The sequence below is a fragment of the Burkholderia sp. SIMBA_062 genome, from assembly GCF_046534765.1.
Taxonomy (GTDB): Bacteria; Pseudomonadota; Gammaproteobacteria; order Burkholderiales; family Burkholderiaceae; genus Burkholderia; species Burkholderia ambifaria.
Genome location: NZ_JAWRYD010000031.1, coordinates 14,899 through 40,385, shown reverse-complemented (window position 1 = coordinate 40,385; position 25,487 = coordinate 14,899). Strand labels below are relative to the sequence as shown.

Here is a 25,487-nt window from a genome sequence, read left to right as displayed (position 1 = left end):
TCAAGTCGCGCCGCATTCCGCTGTGTCGAGTTGCCGGCCATTTCGCAACCGCAATCGGCGACGTCGCGTAACGACTTTCTCCTGATCATTCTTTATTTACTGATACGGGATCGTTTGCGCGCGACCACACGCGATCGAACGCACGAACGCATCTCGTTCCGCATGTACGACACGGTGCGCGTGCTGCTTCTTCCGATTGCGCCGCTATATTTTTTATGGTCTTGTTGCACGATCTCGCATCGACTCGAAAAAAGGAAAGTCGAATGCATACGGGGAATTCGGACGGGGACCGATTGATCAGCGGAATCGGCGCGCGCCGGCGTGCGCGTCGTGCCGTGTGCCGGTTGCTTGTCGTCTTGACGCTCGGCCTGCCGGGCCTGCCTGCGTGTGCCACTTCCCCCGAGACCACCGGCGACAACGTACTGCGTGTGCTCGCGTGGCCCGGCTATGCGGACAGCGATGTCGTCAATGCATTTGAGACGCAGTTTCATGTACGCGTCGAAGTGACGTTCGTCGATTCCGACGAAGCGTTGTGGGCGCGGATGCACAGCGCATCGCCGCCGCCGTACGACGTGCTCGCGGCCAACACGGCCGAGATCCAGCGCTATGCGCGCGACGATTTGCTCACGCCGATCGACCTGTCGCAGATCCCGAACCGCCGGCGGCAGCTACCGAATTTCCAGCAGCTCGCGACGATCGGCGGCCTCGTGCGCAACGGCTCGACCTACGCGATTCCGTTCACGTATTCGTCGATGGGGCTGATCTACGATCGCAAGCAGGTGCCGGCCGCCCCGCGCTCGATGCTCGAGCTCTGGAACCCGCGCTACCGCGGCAAGGTGCTCGACTTCAACAGCGCGCAGCATAATTTTTCGTTCACCGCGCTCGCGCTCGGCTATTCCGATCCGTTTCACCTGTCGCCCGCGCAAACGCTCGCCGTCGCGCACAAGCTGATCGACCTGCGACGCAACCTGCTCACGTATTACACGCTTCCCGAAGAAGCGACCGCGCTGTTCATCCGGCATCGCGCGGCGCTGATGTTCGGCAACTACGGCACGCAACAGGTGGAGCAGCTGCGTCGCGCCGGTGCGGATGTGGGCTACGTGATTCCGGACGAAGGCGCGCTCGCGTGGCTCGACTGCTGGGGCGTCACACGTGGCGCGGAGCATCGCGCGCTCGCGTTCGCCTGGATCAATTACATGCTCGAACCGGCGATCGGCGCGCTGCTGACCGAGCGCCAGGGGCTCGCGAATACGCTCGTGCCGCCATCCGGTCTCCAGACCGGACACCAGCATCTCGTGTGGATCCAGCCGGTCGAGGACATCACGCGGCGCGAGTCGCTGTGGAGCCGCATCGTGTCGGGCGACCGGCCGGAGTGGTTCGAAAAATGATCATGCTCGGACTCACGTCGAAGCTGTCGGTGCTGTTCGCGTGCATCGGCGTGATCGCGTCCGGCACGACCGGCTACTACACCTACCGCGCGAACCGGACGATGCTCGTGCAGGAAGCGCAGCATAGCCTGCTGATGTCGACGCACTTGCTCGGACAGCGCTTCACGACCGCACTGTCCGACGTGGCCGACGATGCCCTCGTGCTCGCGCAATTGCCGTCGTCGGCGCTCGTCGCCGGCGGCGACAGTACCGATCGCGCGCCGCGCACGCGGGTCGAGCACGTGTATCGCAGTTTCATGAGGAATCACCCCGAGTACCTGCAGATCCGGTTGATCGCGCGCGGCAGTTTCGGGGTGGAACGGATTCGCGTCGATCGCGACGCGCGCGGCATCGTCGTGCTGCCGGAGAATGCACTCCAGGAGAAAGGTCAGTCTTCCTACGTGATCGATACGCTCGCGACGGCGCCCGGTCATATCTACCTGTCGCCGATCGTGATCAATCACGAAACCGGTTCGCATGCGGCCGAAGGGCTGCCGATCCTGCGCGTGGGCACGCCGGTCGTCGACACGGCCGGTCAGGTCGTCGGCGCGCTGGTCGTCGACATCGAACTGTCGCGCGTGTTCGACCGGCTCGAGCGCGATTTGCCGCAAGACTACGCGGTGTATCTCGCGAACGAGTGGGGCGATTTCATCGTGCATCCCGATCCGTCGCAGACGTTCGGCTTCGATCGCGGGCGGCGCGTGCTGATGCAGGACAGCTTTCCCGCCACGCGGCTGCTGTTCGTCGGCACGCGCACGAACGTGACGCTCGACGGGCTCACGCAGCCCGACGATGCGCCGGGCCAGATGTTCGCGTTCGTGCGCACGCCGTTCGGCAACAGCGAGGGCAACCGCTTCGTCGTGCTCGGCATGGCGCGTCCGCTCACGGACGTGCTGGCGCCGGCCGGCGTTCTCGGTGAACGGATCATCCGGATGGTGCTGTTGCTGAGCGTGGCGGCGGTGATTCTCGCGATCCTGTTCGCGCGCGCGATGACGCGGCCGTTGCAGATGCTCGCGCGCGCGGCCACCCACGTGTTCGACGATCCGGCCGCCGAACGGCTGCCCGTTGCACGGGCCGACGAGATCGGCGTGCTGGCGCGCTGTTTCGACAGCATGCGTGTCGAGATCCGCACGCAGGTCGCGATGCTGCGCGCGAAGCAGCTGGAACTCACGCACCTCGCCGGTCACGATCCGTTGACCGGTCTGCCGAACCGCCTGTTGTTCATGGAGCATCTCGATGCCGCGATCCGGCATGCGGCCGCCGCGAGCGAGGGGCTGGCGGTGATGTTCGTCGATCTCGATCGCTTCAAGCAGATCAACGACCAGCATGGACATGCGGCCGGCGATCGCACGCTCGTCGCGGTCGCGAAACGGCTGAGCCAAGTGCTGCGCAGCGGCGACATGGCCGCGCGGCTCGGCGGCGACGAATTCATCGTGCTGCTGTCGGACGTGCAATCGCCGGCGGTGATCGGCGATATCGCGTCGCGTATCCAGATCGTGATGGCCGAGGCGTTGGAATTCGGCGACCGACACCTGGCCGTGGGGGCGAGCATCGGCGTCAGCGAATATCCGGCCGACGGCGCGTGTGCCGAGGAACTGCTGGTGAAGGCCGACGCGGCGATGTATGCGGCGAAGGCGTCCGCGCAGTGTGCGTGCGTGCGTTATCAGGAGCTGCTGGGCGGCGGCGCGGGTGGCGCCGGTGCAGATGCCGCCGGCCGCATGGCGGCGAGTGGCAGCCGCTGACGGCAGGCCGGCCGTGCGCGCGGCACAAACGCAACGAGCTCGTCGCGGGACGGGCTCGTTGCAGCGTGCGGCGAACTGCGCGCACCGGTGAGCTTAGTGGCCGAAGTAGACCGAGTTGCGCGCGTTCTGCGGCTTGACGGCCGGTGCGCCGCCCTGGACGACCGGGACCGCTTGTGCGCCGTAGCCGCTGGCGTCGGCGGCACGCACACGTGCTTCGGCCGACAGGATGTCGTTCGGGTAGTGCGGGCTCGACTGGCTCGGCTTGTAGCCGGCCTTTTCGAGCTGGACGAGTTCGTTGCGCACTTGGGCGCGGGTGACGGTGCTTTGAGCGAATGCGCCAAACGAAGCGGACAGGGCGACAGCGGCAGCGACTGCGAAAACGAGCGATTTCATGATGACCTCCGATGTTCTATGACTTCGCTGTCGACACAATGTCTTAAGCGATTGATTACATCGTAGGCTTCCGATCAGCCACGGTAAACGCGGGTTATAGCGAAAGATCCTTACTCGCGCGGCAATAATTGCGGAAGAAATTCGTTCCGTCCCCATGGTGTGTTGCGCGGAATTGCAAACGGGCCGGCGCACGGGAGGGAGAAGCGTATGCCGCGCAGGCGCGAACGGCCGGCGGCGTGGCGCCAGAAGAGAGGGGCGTGGCGGAGGCGTTGCCGGATCAGACGCCGTCGGCGTCGTCGATTTCCTTGCGCTCGCGGCGTTCCTCGTTGCCGCGGCGCGCGCGCAGGCGCTGGCGCGACAGGACCGCGATCACCTGCTGGGTCGGTGCGCCGGACGGCAGCTCGTTGCGGATGCGATCGGGCACCATCGGCAGGCCCGCGCGCTGCCGCCGCAGTGCCTTCGCGATTGCCCGGCGGCATTCGTCCCCGTGGCAATCCCATTCATCGCGGATTCGCTGGCAATAACGGCATTGTTCCATCCGGACAGTCTAACGCGTCTTGCGGATCGCGGCTGAGCGCGGTAGCGGCGGGACTGCACTCGCGGGTGCGACGCGGCCGAGTACAGCGGATCGGGTGCCGAGGGGCACCGTTGGCCTGCTTCAAACCAGTTCATGACGCGTCACCCTATCATGTGAAAAATACATGACCCGAAACAAGGAGGCGGGATGACGCTCGCGCAATTGCAGGCCCTGGCGGCCGTTGTCGAACTCGGCTCGCTCACGGCCGCCGCCGACCGGCTCAGCCGCAGCCAGTCCGCGATCAGCCACGCGTTGACCGAGCTGGAGGACATCACCGAGGTCAAGCTGCTGTTGCGCGATCGCCAGCCGGTCGTCCTGACCGCTGCCGGCGAACGTCTGTGGCCGTACGTGCAGAACGTCGTTCGGGAAGCGCAAACATTGCGCCAGCAGTTCGGCCTCGCGCGCGGCAAGCTCGAAGGGCGGCTGGTCGTCGCGTCGCTGCCGAGCGTATCGCTCGCGTTCGTCGTCCCCGCGCTCGAGGCGTTGAAAGCGGCGCACGAGGGCGTGACCGCGGTGCTGCTCGAAGGCACGGACGCGGAAGTCGAAGGGTGGCTCGAGGACGGCACCGCCGACATCGGCGTGGCCGCCGGCATGAAGACCTTCGCGCACAATCTGCCGCTGCTCGACGAGGATTTCGTCGCGGTGGCGGCGGACGGCATGTTCGATGGCCGCAAGCGCGTGTCGGCGAAACTGTTGTCCGCGATGCCGTTCATTTTCTCGAAGGATGGGTGCGGGCCGGTCATCGCCGATTACTTCGCGCGCAACGGAGCATCGCTTCGCGCGGCGTTCAACGTGGTCGAGATGCGGACCATCCTGTCGATGGCCGAGGCGGGAATGGGGGTGTCGATCGTCCCGCGCATCACGCTCACCTATACACGGTTCGGCGGCCGGGTGCTGGAGCTGTCGCCCAGGCTGCAACGTTGCGTGCGGCTGTCGTGGAACGCGACCGGCAACGCGGTCGCCGATGCATTCGTGAAGCTGGTCGACGCGCAACGCGCGAAGGCGGCAAAGGCGATTCAGGCACGAACGAAAAAGGGCCGCTAGCGCATCGGCGGGCAATGACGCGATGAAGCGCGCTCATGGGTGGCTTGCAGTTTATTCATGCCGACCGATATCGACATGCAATACATTGATGGACACTCGCCCTGACTTCATTGTGTCGAAGGAGACCACCGTGCCGGCCTTGCCCACCCTGATTGCTTTCGGACTCGTGTCGCTCGGCATGGTCCTGACGCCCGGCCCGAACATGATCTACCTGATTTCCCGTTCGATCTGCCAGGGGCGCCGCGCGGGGCTGGTATCGCTCGGCGGCGTGGCGCTGGGGTTCGTGTTCTATATGTTCTGCGCGGCATTCGGCATCACCGCGCTGGTGCTGACCGTGCCGTACGCGTATGACGCGCTGCGTTTCTCCGGCGCGCTGTACCTCGCGTATCTCGCGTGGCAGGCGCTCAAGCCGGGCGGCCGCTCGGCGTTTCAGGTCCGGCAATTGCCGCACGACAGCGACGCGAGGCTCTTCACGACGGGCTTCGTCACCAACCTCGCGAACCCGAAGATCGCGGTGATGTATCTGTCGCTGCTGCCGCAGTTCATTTCGCCGGGGCGCGGCAGTGTGCTCGTGCAATCGCTGGCACTGGGCTGCGTGCAGATCGCGGTCAGTGTCTGCGTCAACGCGCTGATCGCAAGCATGGCCGGCGCGATCGCGGGGTTTCTTGCCGATCGGCCGGTCTGGGCACGGGGGCAGCGCTGGTTGATGGGGACCGTGCTGGCGGGGCTGGCCGTGCGCATCGCGCTCGAATCGCGAAGCTAGGGGGCGGGGCTGCTTGCGGTGGATGGCGACCGGGCAAAACGCATAGCGCGTTGCCCGCATGATCGAACCGGCCGTCGCGCCATGGCGTGCGGCGGCCGGCAGCCGCATCAGCGCTCGCCGCGCTTCTTGCTCAGCTCGATCGTCTCGAACAACTCGTACTGCGCGCTCGGGTGCTGATCCGCGCCCGGCGCGTGGTAGTAGCGCATCGTGATCGTCGTGTGGCCGCCCGGCTTGCCCGGATCATGATCGAACACCGCGATCCCGTAGCCCGTGCCCGTATCGCGGCGCGCGGACCAGATCGCATCCTCCAGCGCATCGGCCGGCTTGCGCACGAACGTGTTCGCCGCCGCGCCCGCCACCGGCCGGTTCGGCTTCGTGAAGACCTTGGCCTGCGCATAGCCGGTCGCCGGGTTCTCGCCGTACACGTCCAGCGGCGCACTGGTGCCGCCGCCGCCGAGAATCAGGTGGATCGTGCCGTGGCTCGTGTCGAACGTCGTGCGCTCGGGATCCGTCGACCCGACCGGACGCGGCTGCAGCGTCTCGACGACTTCGCCGGTCGATGCATCGACGCCCGCGCGGTGATTGCAGCCGCGCACCGGGTAGCTGCGCTCGTAGTCGTGATCGTGACCGCACAGCACGAGGTCGACGCCGTAACGGTCGAACAGCGGCAGCCACGCCTCGCGAATGCCCTTGTCCGAGCCATTGCCCGTTTTCGACGAACTCAGCGCGTCCTGGTGCATCTGCACGACGATCCAGTCGATGTCGTCGTCGTGCGACGCGTGACGCAGCGTATGTTCGAGCCAGCGCGTCTGCTCGCCGTTGCTGTAGCCGCGCACGTAGAACGACGTGCCCGGTTCGATCGGCGCGTGGCCGGTGCTCGAGGCCGGCACCAGCGGGGCGGGGCCGCCGACGAAGGCGGCCGCGTCCTGGTATACGACATCGTCGGCGTCGAGCGAGATGAACAGCACCGAGCTCACGCGAAAGCTGTACCAACGGCCCGGAAAGCGCGTGCCGTTCTCGGGCAGCGTATAGCGTGCGAGATACGAGTCGAGCCCCTGCGGGCCGTTGTGGAATTCGATCTCGTGATTGCCGGGGCACGGCATCCACGGGCGGTTCGCCGCCGACGTCTGGTTGTTGTTGCCGAAGTCGCGCCACACTTCCGGCTGATGCGCGGGGTTCAGGTTCGCGTAGCAGAGGTCGCCGTTCAGCAGGTGGAACAGCGGCTGGAACTGCTCGACGGCCTGCACCGCGAAGCGGCTTTGCGGCGACGACAGCACCCACGCGCCGTTCGGCGTCGCCAAGTCGCCGTAGCTCGTGAAGCGAAACGGTGCGCGTCCGCGCGGCGCGGTCGTGAAGGTCGCGGCAAACGGCTGCGCGGCGTTGCTGTCGTTGTCGGCCGTGAGCTCGTAGCGGTAGCGCGTGTTCGGCTTCAGGCCGTGCACGCGGGCGTGGTACGTGAACACGGTTTCGCCGTTCAGGCCGTCGGTGTAGAGGCGCTGAACACCATGCACGGTGCGTGCCGGCTCGCCGTCGGCGACGATGCGCGCGCGCGGATTGACGGCCGGCGCGAGCGACGCCCACGTGATCACGACTTCGGACGCCGGGTCGTTGCCCCACGTCAGGTGCACCTGCTCGGGTGTGCCGTCCGGGTTCGACGCGGCGGCGCGGGCGGCCGCGAGCCCGCCCGCGGCGGTGGCGAGGCCGGAGACGCCGGCCAGTTTCAGGAAGCCGCGACGCGATACGGAAGCGGCCGGCTCGTTCGACTCGTTCGACTCGTTCGACTCGGCGGGGAAGTTGTCCTGGTTCGACATGATCGTATTTTCGATGAATGACACGCGAAATGCGGAACCGCCCGGTCGTGCGCGAGCGCGTCGGGGGCGTGGGCCGGAAACGAGCGGGATCCCGGTGACACGCATTGTCGAAGCGCAGTTTTGCCGGGTTGTGACAGGCGGTAATCGCCGCACGGGCCCGATGCGTCGATGGGCGCGCGGCATTCGTTGCCGGCGCGGCGGAAATTTATTTGCAGGTGTCGCGACGGATTTTTGCGGGATGCGTCGTTTAACGCATGAACGGCCGCTTCCTGGCATGGACGGTCGATACACGATGCTTCGGAGTCTTGCATGAAACTTTCCATTTCATTACGGTTTGCCGCGGGATGCGCCGCCGCGCTGGCGACCTCCGCCGTATTCGCTCAGGCCGTCATCATCGCGCCGGTCGCACCGCCGCCGGCGCGCGTCGAAGTGATGCCGGCGCCGCGTGCGGGCTACGTGTGGGATCAGGGCCACTGGCACTGGCGGCATGGCCGCTACGTGTGGATTCCCGGGCATTGGCAAGGGGTTCGCGCCGGTTATCACTGGGTGCCCGGGCATTGGGTCGCGCGTGGCCCGAACTGGCGCTGGGTGCCGGGTCACTGGGCGTGATGCGCAGCGTGCCGCGCGGCGCGCTGCGCCCGTGTGGCGGGACTTCCACGTAACCTCATCGGTCGAGCCATGCCTTTTCGAACCCTCGTGATTCTGGCAGCCGTGGCCGTCGTGCTCGCCGGCTGTGTCGTGGTGCCGGCGCGTCCGGTGTATTACCGGCCCGCGCCGGTCGTCGTATATTGATCGCGCCGGCCGGCGGGCGATCGACAGGATCGATATGCCGTTCGAACCGGATGTCGCCGAAACCGGCCGGGCCGATCTCGGGCGCGTTGCCGAAGCGTCGGCCTGGCGCTGTCCGGCGCCGGCGCGATGCATGCAAGGAGAGCACGACGATGAGCTTCAGCCGGACGGCGGGCATACCCGCCTGCAGCATGCGGCGTTCGCACGGCACGTTGCGGAGCGGCTTGCGTTGAGCGACGCCGATCCGGACGCGGAACTCGTCGCGCGGGTCGGGGCGCGCGACGCGTCGGCCGTGCGCGTGCTCGTCGCACGCAAGCTGCCGCGATTGCTCGCGCTCGCGACGCGCATGCTCGGCGACCGGACCGAAGCCGAAGACGTTGCGCAGGAAACCTTCCTGCGGATCTGGAATCATGCGCCGGGTTGGCGGGACGGCGAAGCACGTTTCGACACGTGGCTGCATCGCGTCGTGCTGAACCTGTGCTACGACCGCTTGCGCGGACGACGCGAGGAGCCGGTCGACATGCTGCCCGACGTGCCCGACACGCAACCCGAGCCGGCCGCGCAAGCGGAGTTGCGCTCGCGCGACGCGCGCGTGCGCCAGGCGCTCGCCGCGTTGCCGCCCCGGCAGCGGGAAGCGCTCGTGCTCCAGTACTATCAGGACATGTCGAACGTTGAAGCGGCCAACCTGATGGGCATCACCGTCGATGCGCTGGAAAGCCTGCTCGCGCGCGCGAGGCGCAACTTGCGCGCGCAACTGGCCGGCGACCCACCTAGCGAGGACAAGCGATGACACCCGAACGATTCCGTACCATCGTCGCCGCGTACGGCTCGGATGCGCGGCGCTGGCCGCAAGACGAACGCGCGGCGGCCGAAGCGTGGGCGCAAGCGCATCCGCGCGATGCGCTTGCGGCGCTCGACGATGCCGCCGAGCTCGATGCATGGCTCATGCAGGATACGGTCGCGCCGCCCCGGCCGGCGCTCGTCGAACGCATCGTCGCGTCGGCGCCCGCGCCGCAACGCGCGCGGCGGCGAGGAAGCGTGTGGTGGTCGGGTGCGGCGTTCGCGGGCGTCGGGCTGGCCGGTGCGCTGGCGGGCGCGGTGGCCGTATCGATGCTGATGCTCGGTAGCGCGCCGATCGCGCAACACGAACCGGGCTACCTGACGACGACCTTCGGCGGCCCGAGCATCGACGGAGGCGACGAATGACCGAACGCGGCTGGAAATTCATTCTCGTCGGGTCCGTCGTGCTGAACGTGTTCATGCTCGGCGCGATTGGCGGCGGCGTGTATCAGTGGTTCTCGACGCATCGCGAACTGCATGCGGCCGGGATGCCTGGACAACGGACGGCGTTGCGGTTCGCGGCGGACGAATTATCCGATGCGCGTCGGCAGGAGTTTGCCGCGGCATTGAAGGCGGCGCGCAAGGACGGTCGCGATTTCGCGCGGGAAGGGCGCGATGGGCGGATCACGGTGCTGGATTTGCTGGCCGCGCCGCGGCTCGATCGTCCGGCGATCGATACGGCGCTCGATCGTACGCGAGCGGCGGACAGTGCGTTGCGCGGGCAAGTCGAGCGCAGCGTGGTCGATTTCGCGGCGACGTTGACGCCGGATGAGCGGGCGAAGTTCGTCGACGGATTGCGGCGGAGCGGGAATTGGCGGTTGCCGGCGAGGTTGCAGAAGAAGGAGGGGGCGGCGGGCGGGCAGTAAGCGGGCGCTGCGTTGGGGCGATCAGTTCGCTGTGCTATGTGTTCTGATTGCGAGCTCAGCCGCCGGATTCCAGCGGGCCGTAGATGGCCAGACGCTCAAAGTCGCGGGTTTCTGAGAGCGGTCAGAACCAGCCTAGCTATCCATTCCCATCGGATCAGTCACGAGCTCGCCCCCTTCATTAACAGGCACTCATGGCTGCCCGACGGTTAGCCTAATCAACACCGTATTCGGATTGGTAAAGCGTTGACGACCTTCGGCACCATGTTCCGTACCGAGATATGGGCGCAGAGGTGCCGCTGTCGCGAATCCCTGCAACAAGTCGGCGCCGTCTTTCGGAATTTAGTAGGATAACTGAATTTTGAAATATGAATTCTTTCAGTCAGCCGCCAGTACGGAAAACACGGGCTGCATGCTGACGCTGGGTCGCTCCCGCATTCTTTCGTACCACGCCAGCAACGCGGTGCACTCGGCTGGCACTGGCAGCTTGACGATAGAAGCGAAGACCAAGCCGCCGATTACGGTGATGTCGGCCATCGAAAATTCGTTGCCGGCAACGTACGGTTGGTTTTGTAGAACAGCATCGAAGTAATGCATCCCGCGCAGGGCCTTGTCGCGCTGCCTGAATCCCCATTCGGGGTTCTGGTAAAGCTCGACCTGCGGCCCCAGCCCCGGTGTCCCATGATGGAAATACACGCTTATTGCGTCGAGCAGCTCCAGTTCTGCGCGCTTGCTCATCATGTGAATCAAGCCTTTTTCGAGCGGCGCCCTGCCAGTCAGCGTCGGCGCGCCATCGAGTCCATCAAGGTACTCCGTGATGGCCGTGCACTCGGCAATGCAGGTTCCGTCATCGAGTTCAAGCACCGGCAGCGTGCCCGAGTAGTTCTTGCTCGCCATGAATTCGGGCTTCTTGTGCTCGCCCGCGTACAGATCGACCAGCACGAAGCGCACGCGCGATTGCAGGTTCTTCTCCGCCAACGCAATGCGAACCCGCGTCGGATACGGCCCTTGCGGGAAGTCATAAACCGTCATCGTCGATAACTGATCGTCATTGATGCTCGTTGCAATAGCACTCATTTGGCTTCCTTTCGCAGTTGTGTCGTGACGAACGGCAACCTAATCTACCTAACGTTCGTTAGGTTTACGATATGCGTTACCATGCGGGTTGTCAACACTGAGTAGTCGATGGGGAGAACCGTACAAGTGAGGAAGGAATCGAACACAGGCTCCAGGGAGCGGATTCTGGCGGCGGCCACGAAAATTGCTCAGGCCCACGGCTACAGCGGGTTGAATTTTCGGGATCTCGCGGAAGACGTCGGTATCAGACCCGCCAGCATCTATCACCACTTCACGAACAAGGCCGACCTCGGTGCAGCGGTGGCACGACGCTATTGGGAGGACTCGGCAGCGGTTCTTGAAGCCCTCCAGGCCGAATCCCCGGATCCTTTGCACTGCCTGCATCGCTATCCAGAAACGTTCCGCAGGGCGCTGGAAAACGCAAATCGCATCTGTTTGTGCAGCTTCATGGCAGCCGAAAGCGATGACCTTCCCGATGAAGTCATGCAGGAAGTCCGAACCTTCGCCGAGGTGCACGTCGCTTGGTTGACCAAGGTCCTGTCAGCAGCGAAGGTTGTGGACTCGAAACGGAGTGATCAACGCGCCCGCGCTATCTTTGCCGCCGTCGCTGGCGCACAGCTCATCGCGAGGAGCCGTTCGGACGTCGCCCTCTACGACACATTGATCGACGGCTATCGTGCGGCCGGTCTACTTCCTGCGTAGGACACGTGTGAATTGCGTGATACACCCTCGTCCTGCATTGTTGCCGCAACTTGGGGGGAGGTTCTTGCGTGAGGACACATCCGTACATCGCGAACCGATTCTGTTGGCCGAACCAGGGTTCGCCCCGAATGCCCCACAACACGGTCCTGCCGCCATCGGCGAACTTGGCTTGAGCGACCGAAATATTTTGCTCTACGGTGCGTCAGGCTGGCGCCCACACGCTCAACACACGCGCCAGGTCCGGGCGCTCGCGCTCGGCTGCCGCTTGCTTCGGCGTGCCGATGTGCACGAATGCGATCGGCCGCTCGTTGCCGTCGAGCCCGAGCAGCGCCGCCACTTCGGCGTCGTCGGCCGCCCAGCCGGTCAGCCATTGCGCGCCGAGCCCGAGCGCGGACGCGCCCAGCAGCAGGTTGTACGCGACGCAGCCCGCGCTGAGATGCTGCTCCAGCGCCGGCACGCTGCTGTCGGCGTGGATGCAGGCGATCACCGCGATCACGACCGGCGCGAACGTGTAGCGCAGCCGCTCCTTTTCTTGCTGGGCGGGCGTCAGGTCGGGCGAGCGGCGCAGCGCGCGCGCGGCCAGCCGTTCGCCGAACGCGACCTTGGCGGCCCCTTTAAGCAGGATCAGGCGGAACGGTTCGAGCTTGCCGTGATCGGGCACGCGCACCGCGGCTTCCAGCAGGCGCCAGAGCACGGCCGGCTCGGGTTCGGCGCCGCCGAGCTGGCGCGACGGCGTGGAGCGGCGGTTGAGCAGCGGGGCGAGAGGGTTGGTGGCGAGCACGTCAGGCTCCTTGGGTTCCGTGTTCAGGGGGCGGCTTGCCGTGCGACGGCGTCAGCGAGAAACGCAGGCCGGCCAGCAGGAAAATCATGCCCGCGGCGGGCAGCACGAAGCCGACGACGGGCGAGCCGAGCGCGCCGAAGCACAGCGGCCACAGCGACGCGCCGACGTTGAGCAGGATCGTGCGCAGGCCGATCAGTCGCCCCACGTCCCGTTCAGCCGCCACGTCGTGGACGAGCGCGAGCAGGTTCGGCTGGGCGGTGCCGAGCGCCAGCCCGAGAAACACCGCGAGCACGCCCATCGTCGCGTAGCTGGTGCGCCACGGGTACACCGCGAAGCACAGCCCGACGACGATCAGCGCGGCGCGAATCACCCACACGCTCGACACCCACCTGGCGAGGCCCGGCAGGCACAGCCGGATCGCGAACGTCGCACACGAAAACAGCCCGAGCACGATGCCGATCTGTTCCGGCGACAACCGCACGCTGCGGCTGATGAACGGCACGATGAACGTATGCAGATCCCACGCCATCGCGAGCAGCGCGCCGGCAACGAGCACCTTGCGCACGTCGCGCTGGCCGATCAGCCTGACGATCGCGCGATCGCGCGCGCCGCCCGCCGGCGCGGCCGCCCCCGCCGTGCTCGCGCGGAACGCGTGCCGGCTGGTGGCGACGAGCGCGATTAGCACGGCGGCGGCGATGGCCGCCGCCTGCAGTGGCGTGCGCGTGCCCCACGCGCCCGACAGATAGCCGCCCAGCATCGCGGCGAGCGACGTCGCCGCCGACTGCGTCAGCGAGAAATAGCCGAAGTTGCGCACCCGCGCGTCGGGCGCGCTGCACACGCCTATGTGCAACTGCAGCGAGATCTGCAGCGCGGTAAAGCCGACGCCGCACAGCAGCGCGCCGGGAAACAGCAGCGCGTAGGGGCCCGGCACCGCCTGCAGCGCCGCGCCGCCGAGCAGCATCGCGCTGCCGCCGATCATCATCCAGCGCGGCCCGAAGCGGGTCGCCGCCGCGCCGGCGTGGATCGCCATCACGAGCGGCGCGAGGGAATACATCGCCATCACGACGCCGAGCTCGAGCGCCGGATGGTTGCCGCTCACGATCAGGATCGCGGCGCCCACGCGACTGATGCCGAACGCGAAGTAGAGGAGAAAGCCAATCGCGAGCGCCAACACGAGCGGCCGGCCGGCCGCTGCGTGCGTCGTGAAGGCCGGCGCCGGCGCGGCCTGTTCAATCGGTTGCCGTTCCATGTCGATGCGCGTCAGTGTGCGGCCTGCCAGACGATCCGCGCTTCGAGCCACGCGCTCGCCTCCGCGACGCGCTCGGCGGTCTGCGCCTCGCTTGCGCCGGTGACGATCACGCTCAGCACGTCGTCGGTATACGTCGCGGCCCGGCCGTTGACCATGCCCTGTCGCCCGTTGACGAACAGATTCGTGCACCACTCGAACGGCGTGGTGAACGGCAGCGCGCGCAGCGCGGCATCCCGCGTCGGGAACATCAGCGACGCCGAGTAGCACTGCGGCCGCGCGCCGGCGCCGATCTGCGTGTCGAGCCCGCACTGCGCGCGCACCCACGCGCGGCTCAGGTTGAAGCCGTAGTCTTGCTCGATCAGCTCGATGATCAGGGAGCCCGCGGTGCGGCTTGCGATCTCGTTCAGCAGCAGCGTGCCGTCGTCCGCGCAGAAGATTTCCGCGTGGAACGCGAGCGGATCGGTCGGCGGCAGCGCCGCGATCACGCGCTTGCAGAACGTGACCAGACGCTCGCCCAGTGCCGTGTCGGGCTGCATCGTCATGCTGCCGTAGCAGCCATGCGCCTGATAGTCGAGCGACGAGTTGATGTAGCGATACGGCACGATGAATTCGTAGCGGCCGCCGCGCAGCAGGCCGTTGACGTGATACATCTTGCCGCTCACGAAGGTCTCCACCATGTACTGCCGCGCGGGCGGGTCGAGCTGGAAGTCGTGCAGGTCGCGCGCATCCTTCAGCACCCGCACGCCGCGCGAGCCGGCCGCGTCGACGGGTTTCACGACCACCGGATAGCCGTGCGCGTCGATGAACGCGGGCAGGTCGGTCGCGACTCCCAGGCGCTGGTAGCGGGCGGTCGGCACGCCGGCCGCCTCCATGCAGTCCTTCATCGTGACCTTGTCACGATATGCGCGCGCGCTCGCCACCGACTGGCCCGCCAGCCCGAGGCTTTCGCGCAGCGCGGCCACGCGCAGCATGTCGTATTCGGATTGCGACGCGAGGTACTGCAATGGCGCGCTGCGGCCGATCTCCAGCGCGAGCTGGTCCGCGAGCGGGCTGTTGAGATCGTCAAACTTGCGGATCAGCTTGTACTTGCCGGGGCGGTTCATCGGCTTGCTGGTGATCGCGTACACATCGCGGCCCGCGTCGGCCAGCCAGTTGTAGAAATCGAACTTGGTGGAACGGTTGAATACCAGAAATGCCATGATCGTCCTCGCGTCGTATCCAGTCTTGTTCACACGCCCGCCAGCGGCTGCGGACGTCCGTCCTGCGCCCCCGTGCGATCAGGACGCCGGCCCGACGACGCCGACAAGCGGCACGTCGCGCACGAACACGCACTCGCCCGCGACGCGCCGCGCCGTGCCGGGGCCCGCCATCGACACGACGAGGCGCGCGTTCGCGCAATCGGGGCCGCCCTGGTCGATCACGACGTCGCCGGCGTCGTCCGGGAAGCCCGCATGGCGCACCACGGTCGGCGCGATGCCGGCGGTGGCCATGTCCTCCTGCGTGCCGCAGCGCAGCGGGAAGTGCCGCGCGACGAGGCCAGGCGGCGCGTCGCCGCACACCGCGTAGACGTAGAGGCCGGTCGTATCGACGCGCATGCACAGCGCGTCGCGGCGCACCGGGTCGATCGCGATGTCGTGCAGCGCGGCCGCGTCGGGCAACGCGACGAACAGCTTTTCGCGCGGCGCGCCGATCGAGCGCGCGAGCGTCGCGCCGGCCGCGCGCAGTACGTCCGGGTTCGGCAGGCCGAGCGCGGCCAGCGCGTCGGCGAGCGCGTCGCCGTCGTCGATTCGCTGTGCGCGCCCCGCTTCCTGGAGGTACGACCAGCGCCCGTGCGCATCCTGCCCGACGCGAATCGTCGCGCCGCCGACGTCGAACACCTGCTCGGTTCCGCCGTCGTCGTGCTCGGCACGCCATGCGGCCGCGGCCAGCGTGCCGTGCCCGCAGAACGCGATCTCGCCGCCAGGCGTGAAGAAACGCAGGCCGAGGCCGGACGGCGTCGCGCCGCGCACGATCCACGTGACTTCGCCCTGCAGCCGCTCGGCCATCGCCGTGCACGCGCCGATGTCCACGCGTTCGTGCGCATCCGTCGCGAACACGAACGCGGCATTGCCGCGCTGCCCGTTTGCGCTGAATGCATGCACCTGTGCGCCATGCCTGATCATCAGTTGCAACTCCCGTCGTTACCGTTGTCTATGCGAGCAGCGACGCCACCGCGGGAAACGCGCGCTGGAACGCTTCCGCATGCGTGATCGCCTGCGTCGCGCGGCGGCTCGCCTGCGCGCCCCGCTGCAGCGCAACGCGCTCGTAATAGGCCCACACGCCCTGCTGCGACGCGATGCACTCGAACGCCTGGCGCTTGCGCGCCCACACGTCTGAGATGTCGACGAACAGGTTCGCCTTGAAGTCGCACAGCTCGGGCTGATGCGGTTCGAAGTAGAACAGGCTCGACGGCGGCACAGTGTCGGCGCCGTGGCCCGGCGCGCTCGCAAACACGCGCGCCTGCGTGACCATCTCGCAGGTGTTCGCGTGATCCGCGTTGCCGGGGTCGACCGGCGGGTGCGTGACGATCGCGTCCGGGCGGAATGCGCGGATGATCCGGTTCAGCCGCAGCGTGGTATCGGCGCTGGCTTCGAGCGGGTAGTCGTCGAGGTCGAACGCGTCGAGCTCGACGCCGAGCACGTCGGCCGCCGCGCGCGCTTCCGCGATGCGCGCGTGCTTGACCGTCGCGCGCGTCGCGCCGTCCGCGCTCCACAATTTCCCGGCTTCGCCCATCACGCCATACGACAGGCACACCACCTTGACGTCTTCTCCGTTCGCGCGATGGCGAAGAATCGTGCCTGCGGCACGCCACACGAAATCGCCCGGATGGGCGGCGACGACGAGCAGCCGGTTACTCATGACGATGCTCCCTTGCAAGATCCAGATAACGGGCCACGAGCCGCCGCGTGATGGGCCGCGCCGCATGGTGCTTCAGCACGTACGCATCGACCGACGCGATCGGCGCGATTTCCAGCCCGGTGCCGCACAGGAACGCTTCGTCCGCCATGTGCAGCTCGTTCGGCATCAGTCGCTCCTCCCGCACGTCGAGCCCTTCGGCGCGGCCGATCTCGAGGATCGCGTCGCGCGTGATGCTCGGCAGGATCGCCTGGTCGAGGGCCGGCGTGCGCAGGCGATTGCCGGTCACGATGAACAGCGCCGCGGTGGGCGCTTCGCTCAGGTAGCCTTCGTCGTTCAGGAAGACCGGAAAATCATACCCGGCCGCGCGCGCGCCGTGATCCGCGATGAACGGAATCGCATACGCGGAAATGCACTTCAGCGCCGACGGAAACACGTCGTGCCGCGCCTTGCGCCAGCTCGAGATCGTGACCTTCGCCGCGAGATCCTCGGCAAGCCATTTCTTGCGCCCCATCGGCTTGACGTCGACCGTCAGCGCCGACGCGAGCGTCGCGCCCATGTCGCCCGGATTGATCGCGTGGATGCTCGGCCGGATGTAGCAATCGTCGCGTACGCCGTTCACGTCGATCAGGCGCTCGACGATCTCGGGGATCCGGTCGATGCCGGGGTCCGGCAGCGTGAGCGTGCGCGCGGACTGCCTCAGACGCTCGAGATGCGCACCCATCCGAAACGGCTGCAGGCGACCGTCGTGCGTCAGGTACGCGCGCACGCCCTCGAACACCGACAGGCCGTAGCGCATCGCGAGCGACGACACGCGTACGAACGCCTGCGATTCGTCCACGTACTCGCCGGCGTGGTAGATGATTTTTCCCAAAGCGGTTCTCCCTCGCGCGTCACGCCGAATACCGAAACGGCGGCTCCGCCGGATCGTGGAAGTGCTCGTAGATCGCGTCGAAGTGCGCGTGCCGGCGGTCGATCGCGCGATCGAGGAAGCGGTGCGCCTGCGCGCGCAGCTCGTCGGTCGTGCAATAAGTGTCGAGGAGGATCTCGGCCGTCTCGGCGTGGTCTTCCTCGAGATCGCTGACGGCCTGCTGCCCGTCGCCCGCGCGCTCCACGCTGCTCGCGTGGTGCACGAAGAACTCGATCCCTTCCGGCGGCAGCCCGTAGACGTCGCGCATCACCGACAGCATCGACTGGTTCTGCGTCGACACGACGGGCGGCTGGCCTTCCATCAGCAGCAGCACCGACGCGACGCCCGCGGTGAAATGGACCGACGTGTTGCACGCCTCGACGTTGTGATCGATGACGGCCTGCGTCTGCGGCAGCAGCGCCGCGCGATCGATGTCGTCCTGCGTCACGCCAAGCGCCTTGCCGAAATCGACGAAGGTTTCGAGGTGGCGCTTCGAGTGGCTGAAGTGCCCCGTTTCTTCCTCGAACACGTTCTCGACGAGCTCGACGCGCAGCCGGTGGTCCGGGATGCGCGACGCGATGCCGAGGATGTTGCGGGTCCAGTGGTTCTTGATCGGGAAGCGGTGGATCACGAAGTTCTGCAGCAGGTGCTTGCCGGCCTTCCCGGCGAGCACGGTCTGGTACAGCCGGCTCGTCATCTTCTTGCGGCCGTTGATCTTGTCGCGCAGCGATTGAACGAATTCGCTCATGATCGGATTCCTTCCTGTCAGGTTGAGTGTCGGGATTCGAGGGACTTGATCTTGTCGATGTTCAGGTTGTTCTGCCCGTAAAACACGTTGTCGAGCTTTTCCTTGAAACGCACGGGGAAGAAATCGTGCGGGAAGCTGGTCGGCACGAGCGAAAAGCCGGCGATGTTGATCGGCCGCCGGTCCGCCTTCGACACTTCCGCGAGCAGCACTTCGATCGCCGCGTTGCCGCCGCCTTTGCCTACACCGCCGATCGTGCCGTCCACCCACGACGCGCCCGCGCTCATCGCCGCGAGCGCGTTCGCGACCGCGAGATGCAGCGAGTCGTGCGCATGAAAGCCGAGCTGGCCGGTGAAATGCCGGCGCATTTCGCCAACGATGTCGGTCACGTCGGTGGGATGCAGCGCGCCATTCGAATCGGCCGCGTACAGCGTGTCGAAGCCGGCGGCGGCGAGCGTGCGTGTGACCTCCGCGAGCTGCGCGGGCGAGCATTCGCTGACGCGCGTGATGTTCCCGCAGGTCGTGAGGCCGAGGCGCTTCGCGCGTTCGCCGAGCGCGGCGGCCTTGTCCAGGTTCCGGTCGGTGCAGGTGAAGCGGACCACCGACACGGGCAGATCCGCCAATTCGTCGAGGTCTGCGGCCTCGACGTCGCCCGGCGGCACCATCACGCCGTAGCGCACCGGCGCTTGGCGTGCGAGCGACGCGAGGAATGCGTGCGGGCAGTGCGCGATCGTCGCCGCATGGCGCTCGAGGTTGCGACGCCGGAAGTAGCCGACCTCGATCACATCCACGCCCGACGCGATCAGTCGCGTCAGGATCGCATCGATCTGTGGCGCGGAGAAATCGTGATCGTTGATATAGCCACCGTCTCGAAGCGTGCAGTCGAGCAGCGTGACGGTGTGACTCGGTTGGGTCCGGCTCAAGGGTGAATTCATCGTTTGGGCTCCACGAATCCGACGGTATCCCGCACTGCCGCAAACCAGGTGGCAGGTTTTCGAACGAAGGCGACCGATGCGCAAGCGCGGCCTTTTAAATCAAGGCCGCCTGCATTCATTGAAATCAATTCATCTCTGGGTTTTCAGCGCAGGAAGGACGGGATGGTTGAATGGCCGCCAGAATACGAAAATCGAAACACTTCGAATGATCGTTGCAATCGATGCGTGGGCACGGGCCCGGCGGCCGATTTCGATGAGCGTTTGTTTCACCACGTCAGGCATTTCCTAGAGTCTCCACGCGTGACAACCATTTCGCCCGCAAACGCTTCCGTATACGTATCCGCGTTGCACGGCCACCCGTGCGGACAGGCGGCGGCAACAATTTTCGTGAGAAGAATGCCTGATTTTTTGAATAATCCAAATTGTATTTTTTAGACAATCACTTCATTATTTTCATAATGCATTCATCGTGAATTTTAATCCTACATAATGGGAAATCGAAAAATCCACTGGATTCGCGACCCATTCTCCGGATCAAGCATTCTCATGATCGGACGGAAACTGCCGATTCTTTACAAAATCATTCGCTCCGGTAGTTTTGACAGGCAATCGAATTTCGCAATAATGCATTTCAGGAATCGAACGAATCGACGGACGCCGTGCGTGGGTGTATGTCACGAGCTCGCCCCCGGTCCGGTCGCATCGCGTGCGCCCAGCAATAACGGCCTTCGAACGCGCGGCGCGGATGGTGTTCACGAAGGCATCCGAGTCATAACCTTTATCGGCAATCACGGCGCCCATGCGCCGATGCTCCACCAATTCGTTGCATCGACGGGTTGAATCCGCAACCCAAAGCAGAAATACACCGCTTCGAATTCGACGGCTCGAAGCGGTCGTGCAGGCTTGCCGCTCGAGCGTCAATCCGAAGGCAGTGCGCAAATTAGTGAGCCAGTCCAGGCCGATCGTGCCCGGGCCGTCCGCGTCGATCGCGCGATCTTCTGGCACGTTGGCTGCCGCCAGGCTGCTTCCCAAGCCAGCCCAGTCGTTCACGCGAGTCACGCAGGCAGAACGTTTAGCCCGTCGGTTTGAAGCGCCAAAGATTGTCCCGATCAGCCGCGTCTTGTTGCCTGAAGGCCTTCGGTGACAGCCCCACGCTTCGCTTGAATACCTTGGAAAAGCTGAACGCGTCCTGGTAGCCGACAGCGGTAGCTACCGCCTCGAGCGGCAGGTCGGTTTCGGTGAGCAACTGCACCGCACGTTGCATGCGCAGGGTGCGCAAGTGGTTCAGCGGCGTGTCGCCCATGGTTTCGCGGAACCGCTCGGCCAAAGCCGTGCGCGACAAACCGGCACGGCGAGCCAGTTCTTCCAGGGTCCAAGGATGTGCGGTCTCCTCGTGCATGAGTGCTAGCACTCGACCAATCTGCGGGTCGCGTTGCGCGTGGCTCCATCCTGCTTGTGCTTGTGCGCAGCGGGTGATCACGTGGCGCAGCGCGTAGGTGAAGACAACGTCCAGCAAGCCTTGCATGGCGATGCTGGCGCCGGGCGCGTCGCCCGCGCGCAATTCGTCCGCCAACAGACCGCTGACCAATCCCAAAGGATCCAGGCGTGGCAGTTCCGCAGCGCTCAACACGGTCCATGCCGGCATCTCGGCAAAGAAGGGGTGAAGCGGCGCATGCCAAAACTGGTAAACGCCGCTCAACACCGTGGCCGACGCGTCGGGTGCACCGACCGAAGACAAGCGAATCTGGTCGACCGGCAGCCCCTCCAACGTCGGTTGCGTGCTCAGCAAATGGTCGTGACCTCGACCCAGAATGGCCACGTCTCCGCTGCCGAGGCACAACGGCTCGAGCAATTCAGGGGTGTGCACATAGACCGGTCCGCGCAACACCAGATGAAGGCCAATGCTGCGTTGGCACGGAAATCGGAGTGCACGCGAGTCCCCCAGATCGCTGAGGTCCAGAAGCCTGCGCGCGAAGCCGGTGTCGCGCAACATGGAGCTAAAGGGGTCGTTATTCATCGTCATGGAATTTTGTACTATCGGACATGAAATTTGGACTTAATGCCATTTTACGTTCGATTGATTCTCAATACCATGAACGCTGTCATCAACCCTTCAGGAATCTGTCCATGATCGTCGTCACTGGCGCCACCGGCCAACTTGGCCGCCTCGTTGTCAACCAGCTTCTCTCTCGTGGTGTGCCTGCCGCTAGCATCGTTGCAGCCGTGCGCACACCTTCCAAGGCCGCTGACTTGGCCGCACGCGGTGTAGTCGTGCGTGAGGCCGACTATTCGCGCCCCTCGACTCTGGAGGCTGCATTCGCAGGGGCTGAGCGTGTGCTGCTGATCTCTTCCAGCGAGCTGGGCCAGCGCGCAGCGCAGCACGGATCGGTTATCGAAGCGGCGAAGAAGGTCGGAGTGCGTCAACTGGCATACACCAGCATGCTTCACGCTGACCGCTCTCCGATGAACTTGGCCGTCGAGCACCGCGACACGGAAGCGCTCATCGCGGCATCCGGGTTACCGTACGTCCTGCTGCGAAACGGCTGGTACGTCGAGAATTATCTTGCGAGCTTGCCCGTCGCGCTCGCGCATGGTGCGTTCATCGGCTCCGCCGGTGACGGAAGGATTTCGTGGGCCGCCCGTGCCGACTATGCGGAGGCAGCAGCAGTGGTGCTGACGCAACCCATTGGCGGCGATCGGGTTCTCGAGTTGGCCGGCGACCATGGCTACACCCGCGCCGACATGACCGCCGAGGTCAACCGCCAAACCGGCAAGTCGCTGCAGTACGTGGACATGCCTCGCGCTGACTACGTTGCAGCGTTGCAAGGCGCCGGTCTGCCTGCACCCGTTGCGGAGTTGCTCGCTGACTCCGACGATCACGCGGCACGTGGCGCCCTGTTTGACGAGGGTCGACAAATGAGTGCGTTGATCGGTCGTCCGACCACGCCGCTCTCTGCGTCAGTGGCCGCTGCACTTGCTGCGGCACAAGGCTGAAGGTACGGCTGGAGCGGGTGTCGATTCCGACAGGCCATGCGGCGGGACCTGAACGTCACCTGTTGTGCGATGGAAGTGACCTCCAGTCCGATCGTGATTGCGACGTCGTCGTCCAAGTAGACGGCGGGTTCGACATCAAGCCGGAGGCCTACATCCAGGTGACTCGGCAAGCAATATCGCTGTCGGGAAGGCCCTCGGTACTCTTCGACTTTGTGACTCAAAGGATAGCAAATATGGCCCTCTGGACCATCAAAGACATTCCCGACCAGTCGGGCAAGCTGGCGATCGTTACCGGCGCGACGGGCGGACTCGGCCTGGAGACGGCCATTGCACTTGCCGGCGCAGGTGCCGAGGTGATCGTCGCGGGCCGCAACCCTTCAAAGGGACGCACTGCGGAGGCGTTGATCAGAGCCCGCCACAGCCGCGCCGAGGTCAGGTTCGAAACAATCGACCTTGCAAGCCTCGCGTCTGTGGCAGCGTTTTCCGAACGCATGGTCGCGGCGAACCGGCCAATCGACATTCTCGTGAACAACGCGGGCGTCATGGCGCTGGCAACGCGCAAGACCACGGCGGATGGTTTCGAGATGCAGTTCGGTACCAACTATCTGTCCCACTTCGCATTGACCGCCCGACTGTTGCCGCTGCTGGTTACGGCGAAAGCGCGGATCGTGCAACTTTCCAGCACGATGCATCGAGGCGGCGCGATCCGGCTCAATGATTTGAATTATGTACAAGGGTACAAACCCTGGCCGGTCTATTCGCAGAGCAAGCTTGCGATGCTGATGTTTGCGCTGGAGCTTGATCGGCGAAGTAATGCGATGGGCTGGGGCCTCACCAGTGTCGCGGCGCATCCCGGAGTGGCCGGCACAGACCTGGCGGCCAATGGTCCCAACGTGGGTGCCAACCCGATCATCGCCTGGGCCACCAGCACGGCAGCCAAAATGCTCGGCCACTCAGCCGCCGACGGAGCACTGCCGCAGTTGATGGCCGCGACAATGCCTGGTGTGAAAGGCGGCCAATATTTCGGTCCGCAGGGCTGGAAGGAATATAAGGGGCCGCCGGGGCCGGGCAAGATCGAGCCGCAGGCGCTCGACGGCGAGGTCGCCGCAAAGCTGTGGGCCGCGTCAGAGACACTGACGGGCGTCTCGTTCGGCTAGCCCACTCGGGCCGCTGACCCGATCTCTTCCGACGTCACTCCCTCGTTCAAAGAGCGGTTGTCAGCCTGTCGATGGCCCCGCCCGCAAGGCGGCGTTCGGCCCAGTTCGCCGGACGCTTGCCGCGAAACCAAGCCCGTCGATCGACTTGCCGACCCTCAGGGCGACAAAAGCGCGGACGCCGGCGACGGTCGAGAGGAGTCGCTTCATTTCTGGCGAGCTTAGCACCGGCACCCACGGCCGCCTGCTCCAAAGCCGCCCTTGGGGAGCGGCAGCTCGTGGCCGAATCCGGCCGCTCACCCCCTCGCTCGACACCGCCTCCAAAAAAATATCCCCCATCCCGCGACGGATTTTCCGCCGGCGCCCGTTAAACACGGGTACGCATCGCGAGACCCCCCGTCATGGACCATCCGAACGACATCTCACCGGCCGCCATCGCGCTGAACCGCTTCGGTCTCGGCGCGCGGGCCGACGAAGCGCCGCCTGCGGATCCGAAGGCGGCGCTCGTCGCTCAATTCGACCGTTACGACGCGCGGCCGGCCGCATGGGCCGCTGAACCGGACGCGGTCACGCTCGCGACGCGCTTCGCGAACACTCGCAACGCGATGACGAGCGACGACGCGGCGGCCAAGCGCGCGACCGCGCAGTCGATCCGTCGCGACGGCTACGACGCGTATCGCAGTGCGGTCGCCGCGCGATTGAACAGCGCGCTCACCACACCCGCGCCGTTCGTCGAGCGACTCGTGCATTTCTGGGCGAACCATTTCGCGGTGTCGGTCGACAAGGGGCAGGTCGCCGCGTACGCGGGCGCATTCGAGCGCGACGCGATCCGCCCGCACGTGCTCGGCCGCTTCGAGGACATGCTCGTCGCCGTCGAGCAGCATCCCGCGATGCAACTGTTCCTCGACCAGGCACAATCGGTCGGCCCCGACAGTCCGGCCGCGCTGCGCGCTGAAGCCCGTCATCCGGCGGCGCGGCGCGGTCTCAACGAGAATCTCGCGCGCGAGATCATGGAGCTGCATACGCTCGGCGTACGGACCGGCTATACGCAAGCGGACGTGACGGAATTCGCGCGTGCGCTGACCGGCTGGAGCATCGCCGGCGGGCGCGGGCCGCAGCCCGGCGATGCGGCGCCCGGCACGTTCGTGTTTCGCCCGAAGCTGCACGAACCGGGCGCGCGCACGGTAACGGGCCGCACCTACGACCAGCCGGGCGAAGCGCAGGCGCGCGCGATTCTGAGCGATCTCGCATGTTCGCCGGCAACGGGCCGGCATGTCGCGTTCCAGCTCGCGCGCCATTTTGTCGCCGACAACCCGCCGCCCGCGCTCACCGACCGGCTCGCCCGCGCATTCGAGACGAGCGGGGGCGATTTGCCGACGGTCTATCGCGCGCTCGTCGACGCGCCGGACGCATGGTCGCCGGTCAATCGCAAGTTCAAGACGCCGTGGGAGTGGGCCGTGTCGTCGCTGCGCGGGCTGGGCTGGCGCGACGCGGGCGACCTGAAAGCCGCGCCGCTGCTCGCGCAACTCGGCCAGCCGGTGTGGCGGCCGGGGTCGCCGGCCGGCTACGACGATCTGGCCGCGAGCTGGGCCGCGCCCGACGCGCTGGTGCGACGCGTCGAGATCGCGCAGCGGCTCGCCGCACGCACGGGCGACCGGCTCGATCCACGCACGCTCGGCAACACGCTGCTGGCCGGCTCGCTGAGCGAGCCGACGGCGACTGCGCTGTCACGTGCCGAAAGCGCGACCACGTCGCTCGCGCTGTTGCTCGTGTCGCCCGATTTCCAACGGAGATGA

General features: G+C 66.0%; 26 protein-coding genes. 12 read left to right on the top strand and 14 right to left on the bottom strand.

The genetic code is table 11. From position 1 onward, the window contains the following. The first annotated feature begins 263 nt into the window (after positions 1–263). Together SB786_RS27530 and SB786_RS27525 are read left to right on the top strand one after the other, a co-directional pair. Complete coding sequence (locus tag SB786_RS27530; protein ID WP_410730237.1) at positions 264–1,388, top strand: extracellular solute-binding protein; 1,125 nt, start codon at positions 264–266, stop codon at positions 1,386–1,388. Beyond that, positions 1,385–3,169: a diguanylate cyclase domain-containing protein gene (locus SB786_RS27525; protein WP_410730236.1), complete on the top strand. Its 1,785-nt coding sequence runs from the start codon at positions 1,385–1,387 to the stop codon at positions 3,167–3,169. The genes SB786_RS27530 and SB786_RS27525 overlap by 4 nt, the downstream gene beginning before the upstream one ends. Before the next feature lie 93 nt (positions 3,170–3,262). Here SB786_RS27525 and SB786_RS27520 read toward each other — a convergent pair whose 3' ends face one another. Further along, a complete protein-coding gene (locus SB786_RS27520; RefSeq protein ID WP_410730235.1) occupies positions 3,263–3,562 on the bottom strand; it encodes a DUF4148 domain-containing protein in 300 nt (99 codons plus the stop codon). Between the two features lie 277 nt (positions 3,563–3,839). Next, positions 3,840–4,100, bottom strand: a complete 261-nt coding sequence (locus tag SB786_RS27515; protein WP_006760082.1) for a hypothetical protein — start codon at positions 4,098–4,100, stop codon at positions 3,840–3,842. 186 nt (positions 4,101–4,286) lie between these two features. Between SB786_RS27515 and SB786_RS27510 the strand changes: the two genes are divergently transcribed. Further along, positions 4,287–5,183 carry a LysR family transcriptional regulator gene (locus SB786_RS27510; RefSeq protein WP_410730234.1) on the top strand — a complete coding sequence of 299 codons (897 nt, stop codon included), beginning with the start codon at positions 4,287–4,289 and terminating at the stop codon, positions 5,181–5,183. A gap of 130 nt (positions 5,184–5,313) precedes the next feature. Further along, positions 5,314–5,946 (top strand): LysE family translocator, encoded by a 633-nt coding sequence (locus SB786_RS27505; RefSeq protein ID WP_410730272.1) that lies wholly within the window; start codon positions 5,314–5,316, stop codon positions 5,944–5,946. Positions 5,947–6,053: 107 nt separating this feature from the next. Here the strand turns inward: SB786_RS27505 and SB786_RS27500 are convergent, their stop codons facing one another. Beyond that, a complete protein-coding gene (locus tag SB786_RS27500; RefSeq protein ID WP_410730271.1) occupies positions 6,054–7,757 on the bottom strand; it encodes a purple acid phosphatase family protein in 1,704 nt (567 codons plus the stop codon). Positions 7,758–8,066: 309 nt separating this feature from the next. Here SB786_RS27500 and SB786_RS27495 point away from each other — a divergent pair, with 309 nt between their 5' ends. The 4 genes from SB786_RS27495 to SB786_RS27480 all read left to right on the top strand — a co-directional run bounded on the left by SB786_RS27495 (position 8,067) and on the right by SB786_RS27480 (position 10,252). After that, the gene (locus SB786_RS27495) at positions 8,067–8,366 is read left to right on the top strand and encodes a YXWGXW repeat-containing protein (protein ID WP_410730233.1); all 300 of its coding nucleotides are present in this window, start codon (positions 8,067–8,069) and stop codon (positions 8,364–8,366) included. 217 nt (positions 8,367–8,583) lie between these two features. Then, positions 8,584–9,336: an RNA polymerase sigma factor gene (locus SB786_RS27490; RefSeq protein ID WP_410730232.1), complete on the top strand. Its 753-nt coding sequence runs from the start codon at positions 8,584–8,586 to the stop codon at positions 9,334–9,336. Beyond that, on the top strand, positions 9,333–9,752 hold the full coding sequence (locus SB786_RS27485; RefSeq protein ID WP_410730231.1) for a hypothetical protein: 420 nt from the start codon (positions 9,333–9,335) through the stop codon (positions 9,750–9,752). The genes SB786_RS27490 and SB786_RS27485 overlap by 4 nt, the downstream gene beginning before the upstream one ends. Next, positions 9,749–10,252, top strand: coding sequence for a periplasmic heavy metal sensor (locus tag SB786_RS27480; RefSeq protein ID WP_410730230.1), 504 nt, complete (start codon positions 9,749–9,751; stop codon positions 10,250–10,252). Before SB786_RS27485 ends, SB786_RS27480 begins: the two co-directional genes overlap by 4 nt. Positions 10,253–10,627: 375 nt before the next feature. On the opposite strand, the gene SB786_RS27475 is transcribed toward SB786_RS27480, so the two are convergent. After that, positions 10,628–11,326 carry a glutathione S-transferase gene (locus SB786_RS27475; protein ID WP_410730229.1) on the bottom strand — a complete coding sequence of 233 codons (699 nt, stop codon included), beginning with the start codon at positions 11,324–11,326 and terminating at the stop codon, positions 10,628–10,630. A gap of 126 nt (positions 11,327–11,452) precedes the next feature. On the opposite strand from SB786_RS27475, the gene SB786_RS27470 reads away from it, so the two are divergent. Next, the gene (locus tag SB786_RS27470; protein WP_410730228.1) at positions 11,453–12,028 is read left to right on the top strand and encodes a TetR/AcrR family transcriptional regulator; all 576 of its coding nucleotides are present in this window, start codon (positions 11,453–11,455) and stop codon (positions 12,026–12,028) included. Positions 12,029–12,230: 202 nt separating this feature from the next. Here SB786_RS27470 and SB786_RS27465 read toward each other — a convergent pair whose 3' ends face one another. From SB786_RS27465 to SB786_RS27420, 10 genes are all read right to left on the bottom strand, one after another. Further along, positions 12,231–12,809: a nitroreductase gene (locus SB786_RS27465; RefSeq protein ID WP_410730227.1), complete on the bottom strand. Its 579-nt coding sequence runs from the start codon at positions 12,807–12,809 to the stop codon at positions 12,231–12,233. 1 nt (position 12,810) lies between these two features. Next, positions 12,811–14,058: an MFS transporter gene (locus SB786_RS27460; protein ID WP_410730226.1), complete on the bottom strand. Its 1,248-nt coding sequence runs from the start codon at positions 14,056–14,058 to the stop codon at positions 12,811–12,813. A gap of 11 nt (positions 14,059–14,069) precedes the next feature. Then, entirely contained in the window at positions 14,070–15,257 is a 1,188-nt protein-coding gene (locus SB786_RS27455; RefSeq protein ID WP_410730225.1) for an acetyl-CoA carboxylase biotin carboxylase subunit family protein, read from the bottom strand. 78 nt (positions 15,258–15,335) lie between these two features. Next, a complete protein-coding gene (locus SB786_RS27450; RefSeq protein ID WP_410730224.1) occupies positions 15,336–16,220 on the bottom strand; it encodes a PhzF family phenazine biosynthesis protein in 885 nt (294 codons plus the stop codon). 28 nt (positions 16,221–16,248) lie between these two features. Beyond that, entirely contained in the window at positions 16,249–16,956 is a 708-nt protein-coding gene (locus tag SB786_RS27445) for a PIG-L deacetylase family protein (RefSeq protein ID WP_410730223.1), read from the bottom strand. Then, entirely contained in the window at positions 16,949–17,827 is an 879-nt protein-coding gene (locus tag SB786_RS27440; protein ID WP_410730222.1) for an aminotransferase class IV, read from the bottom strand. Before SB786_RS27440 ends, SB786_RS27445 begins: the two co-directional genes overlap by 8 nt. Positions 17,828–17,846: 19 nt before the next feature. Next, entirely contained in the window at positions 17,847–18,611 is a 765-nt protein-coding gene (locus SB786_RS27435; protein WP_006757586.1) for a TenA family transcriptional regulator, read from the bottom strand. A 17-nt stretch (positions 18,612–18,628) separates the two neighbouring features. Next, complete coding sequence (locus SB786_RS27430; protein WP_410730221.1) at positions 18,629–19,543, bottom strand: pyruvate carboxyltransferase; 915 nt, start codon at positions 19,541–19,543, stop codon at positions 18,629–18,631. 534 nt (positions 19,544–20,077) lie between these two features. Further along, positions 20,078–20,593: a hypothetical protein gene (locus SB786_RS27425; RefSeq protein ID WP_410730220.1), complete on the bottom strand. Its 516-nt coding sequence runs from the start codon at positions 20,591–20,593 to the stop codon at positions 20,078–20,080. Positions 20,594–20,615: 22 nt separating this feature from the next. Further along, positions 20,616–21,566, bottom strand: coding sequence for a cupin domain-containing protein (locus tag SB786_RS27420; protein ID WP_410730219.1), 951 nt, complete (start codon positions 21,564–21,566; stop codon positions 20,616–20,618). Positions 21,567–21,670: 104 nt separating this feature from the next. On the opposite strand from SB786_RS27420, the gene SB786_RS27415 reads away from it, so the two are divergent. The 3 genes from SB786_RS27415 (at position 21,671) to SB786_RS27405 (ending at position 25,487) form a co-directional block, all read left to right on the top strand. Further along, positions 21,671–22,537 carry an SDR family oxidoreductase gene (locus SB786_RS27415; protein ID WP_410730218.1) on the top strand — a complete coding sequence of 289 codons (867 nt, stop codon included), beginning with the start codon at positions 21,671–21,673 and terminating at the stop codon, positions 22,535–22,537. Positions 22,538–22,770: 233 nt separating this feature from the next. Continuing rightward, positions 22,771–23,694: an SDR family oxidoreductase gene (locus SB786_RS27410; RefSeq protein ID WP_410730217.1), complete on the top strand. Its 924-nt coding sequence runs from the start codon at positions 22,771–22,773 to the stop codon at positions 23,692–23,694. 398 nt (positions 23,695–24,092) lie between these two features. Continuing rightward, entirely contained in the window at positions 24,093–25,487 is a 1,395-nt protein-coding gene (locus SB786_RS27405) for a DUF1800 family protein (protein ID WP_410730216.1), read from the top strand.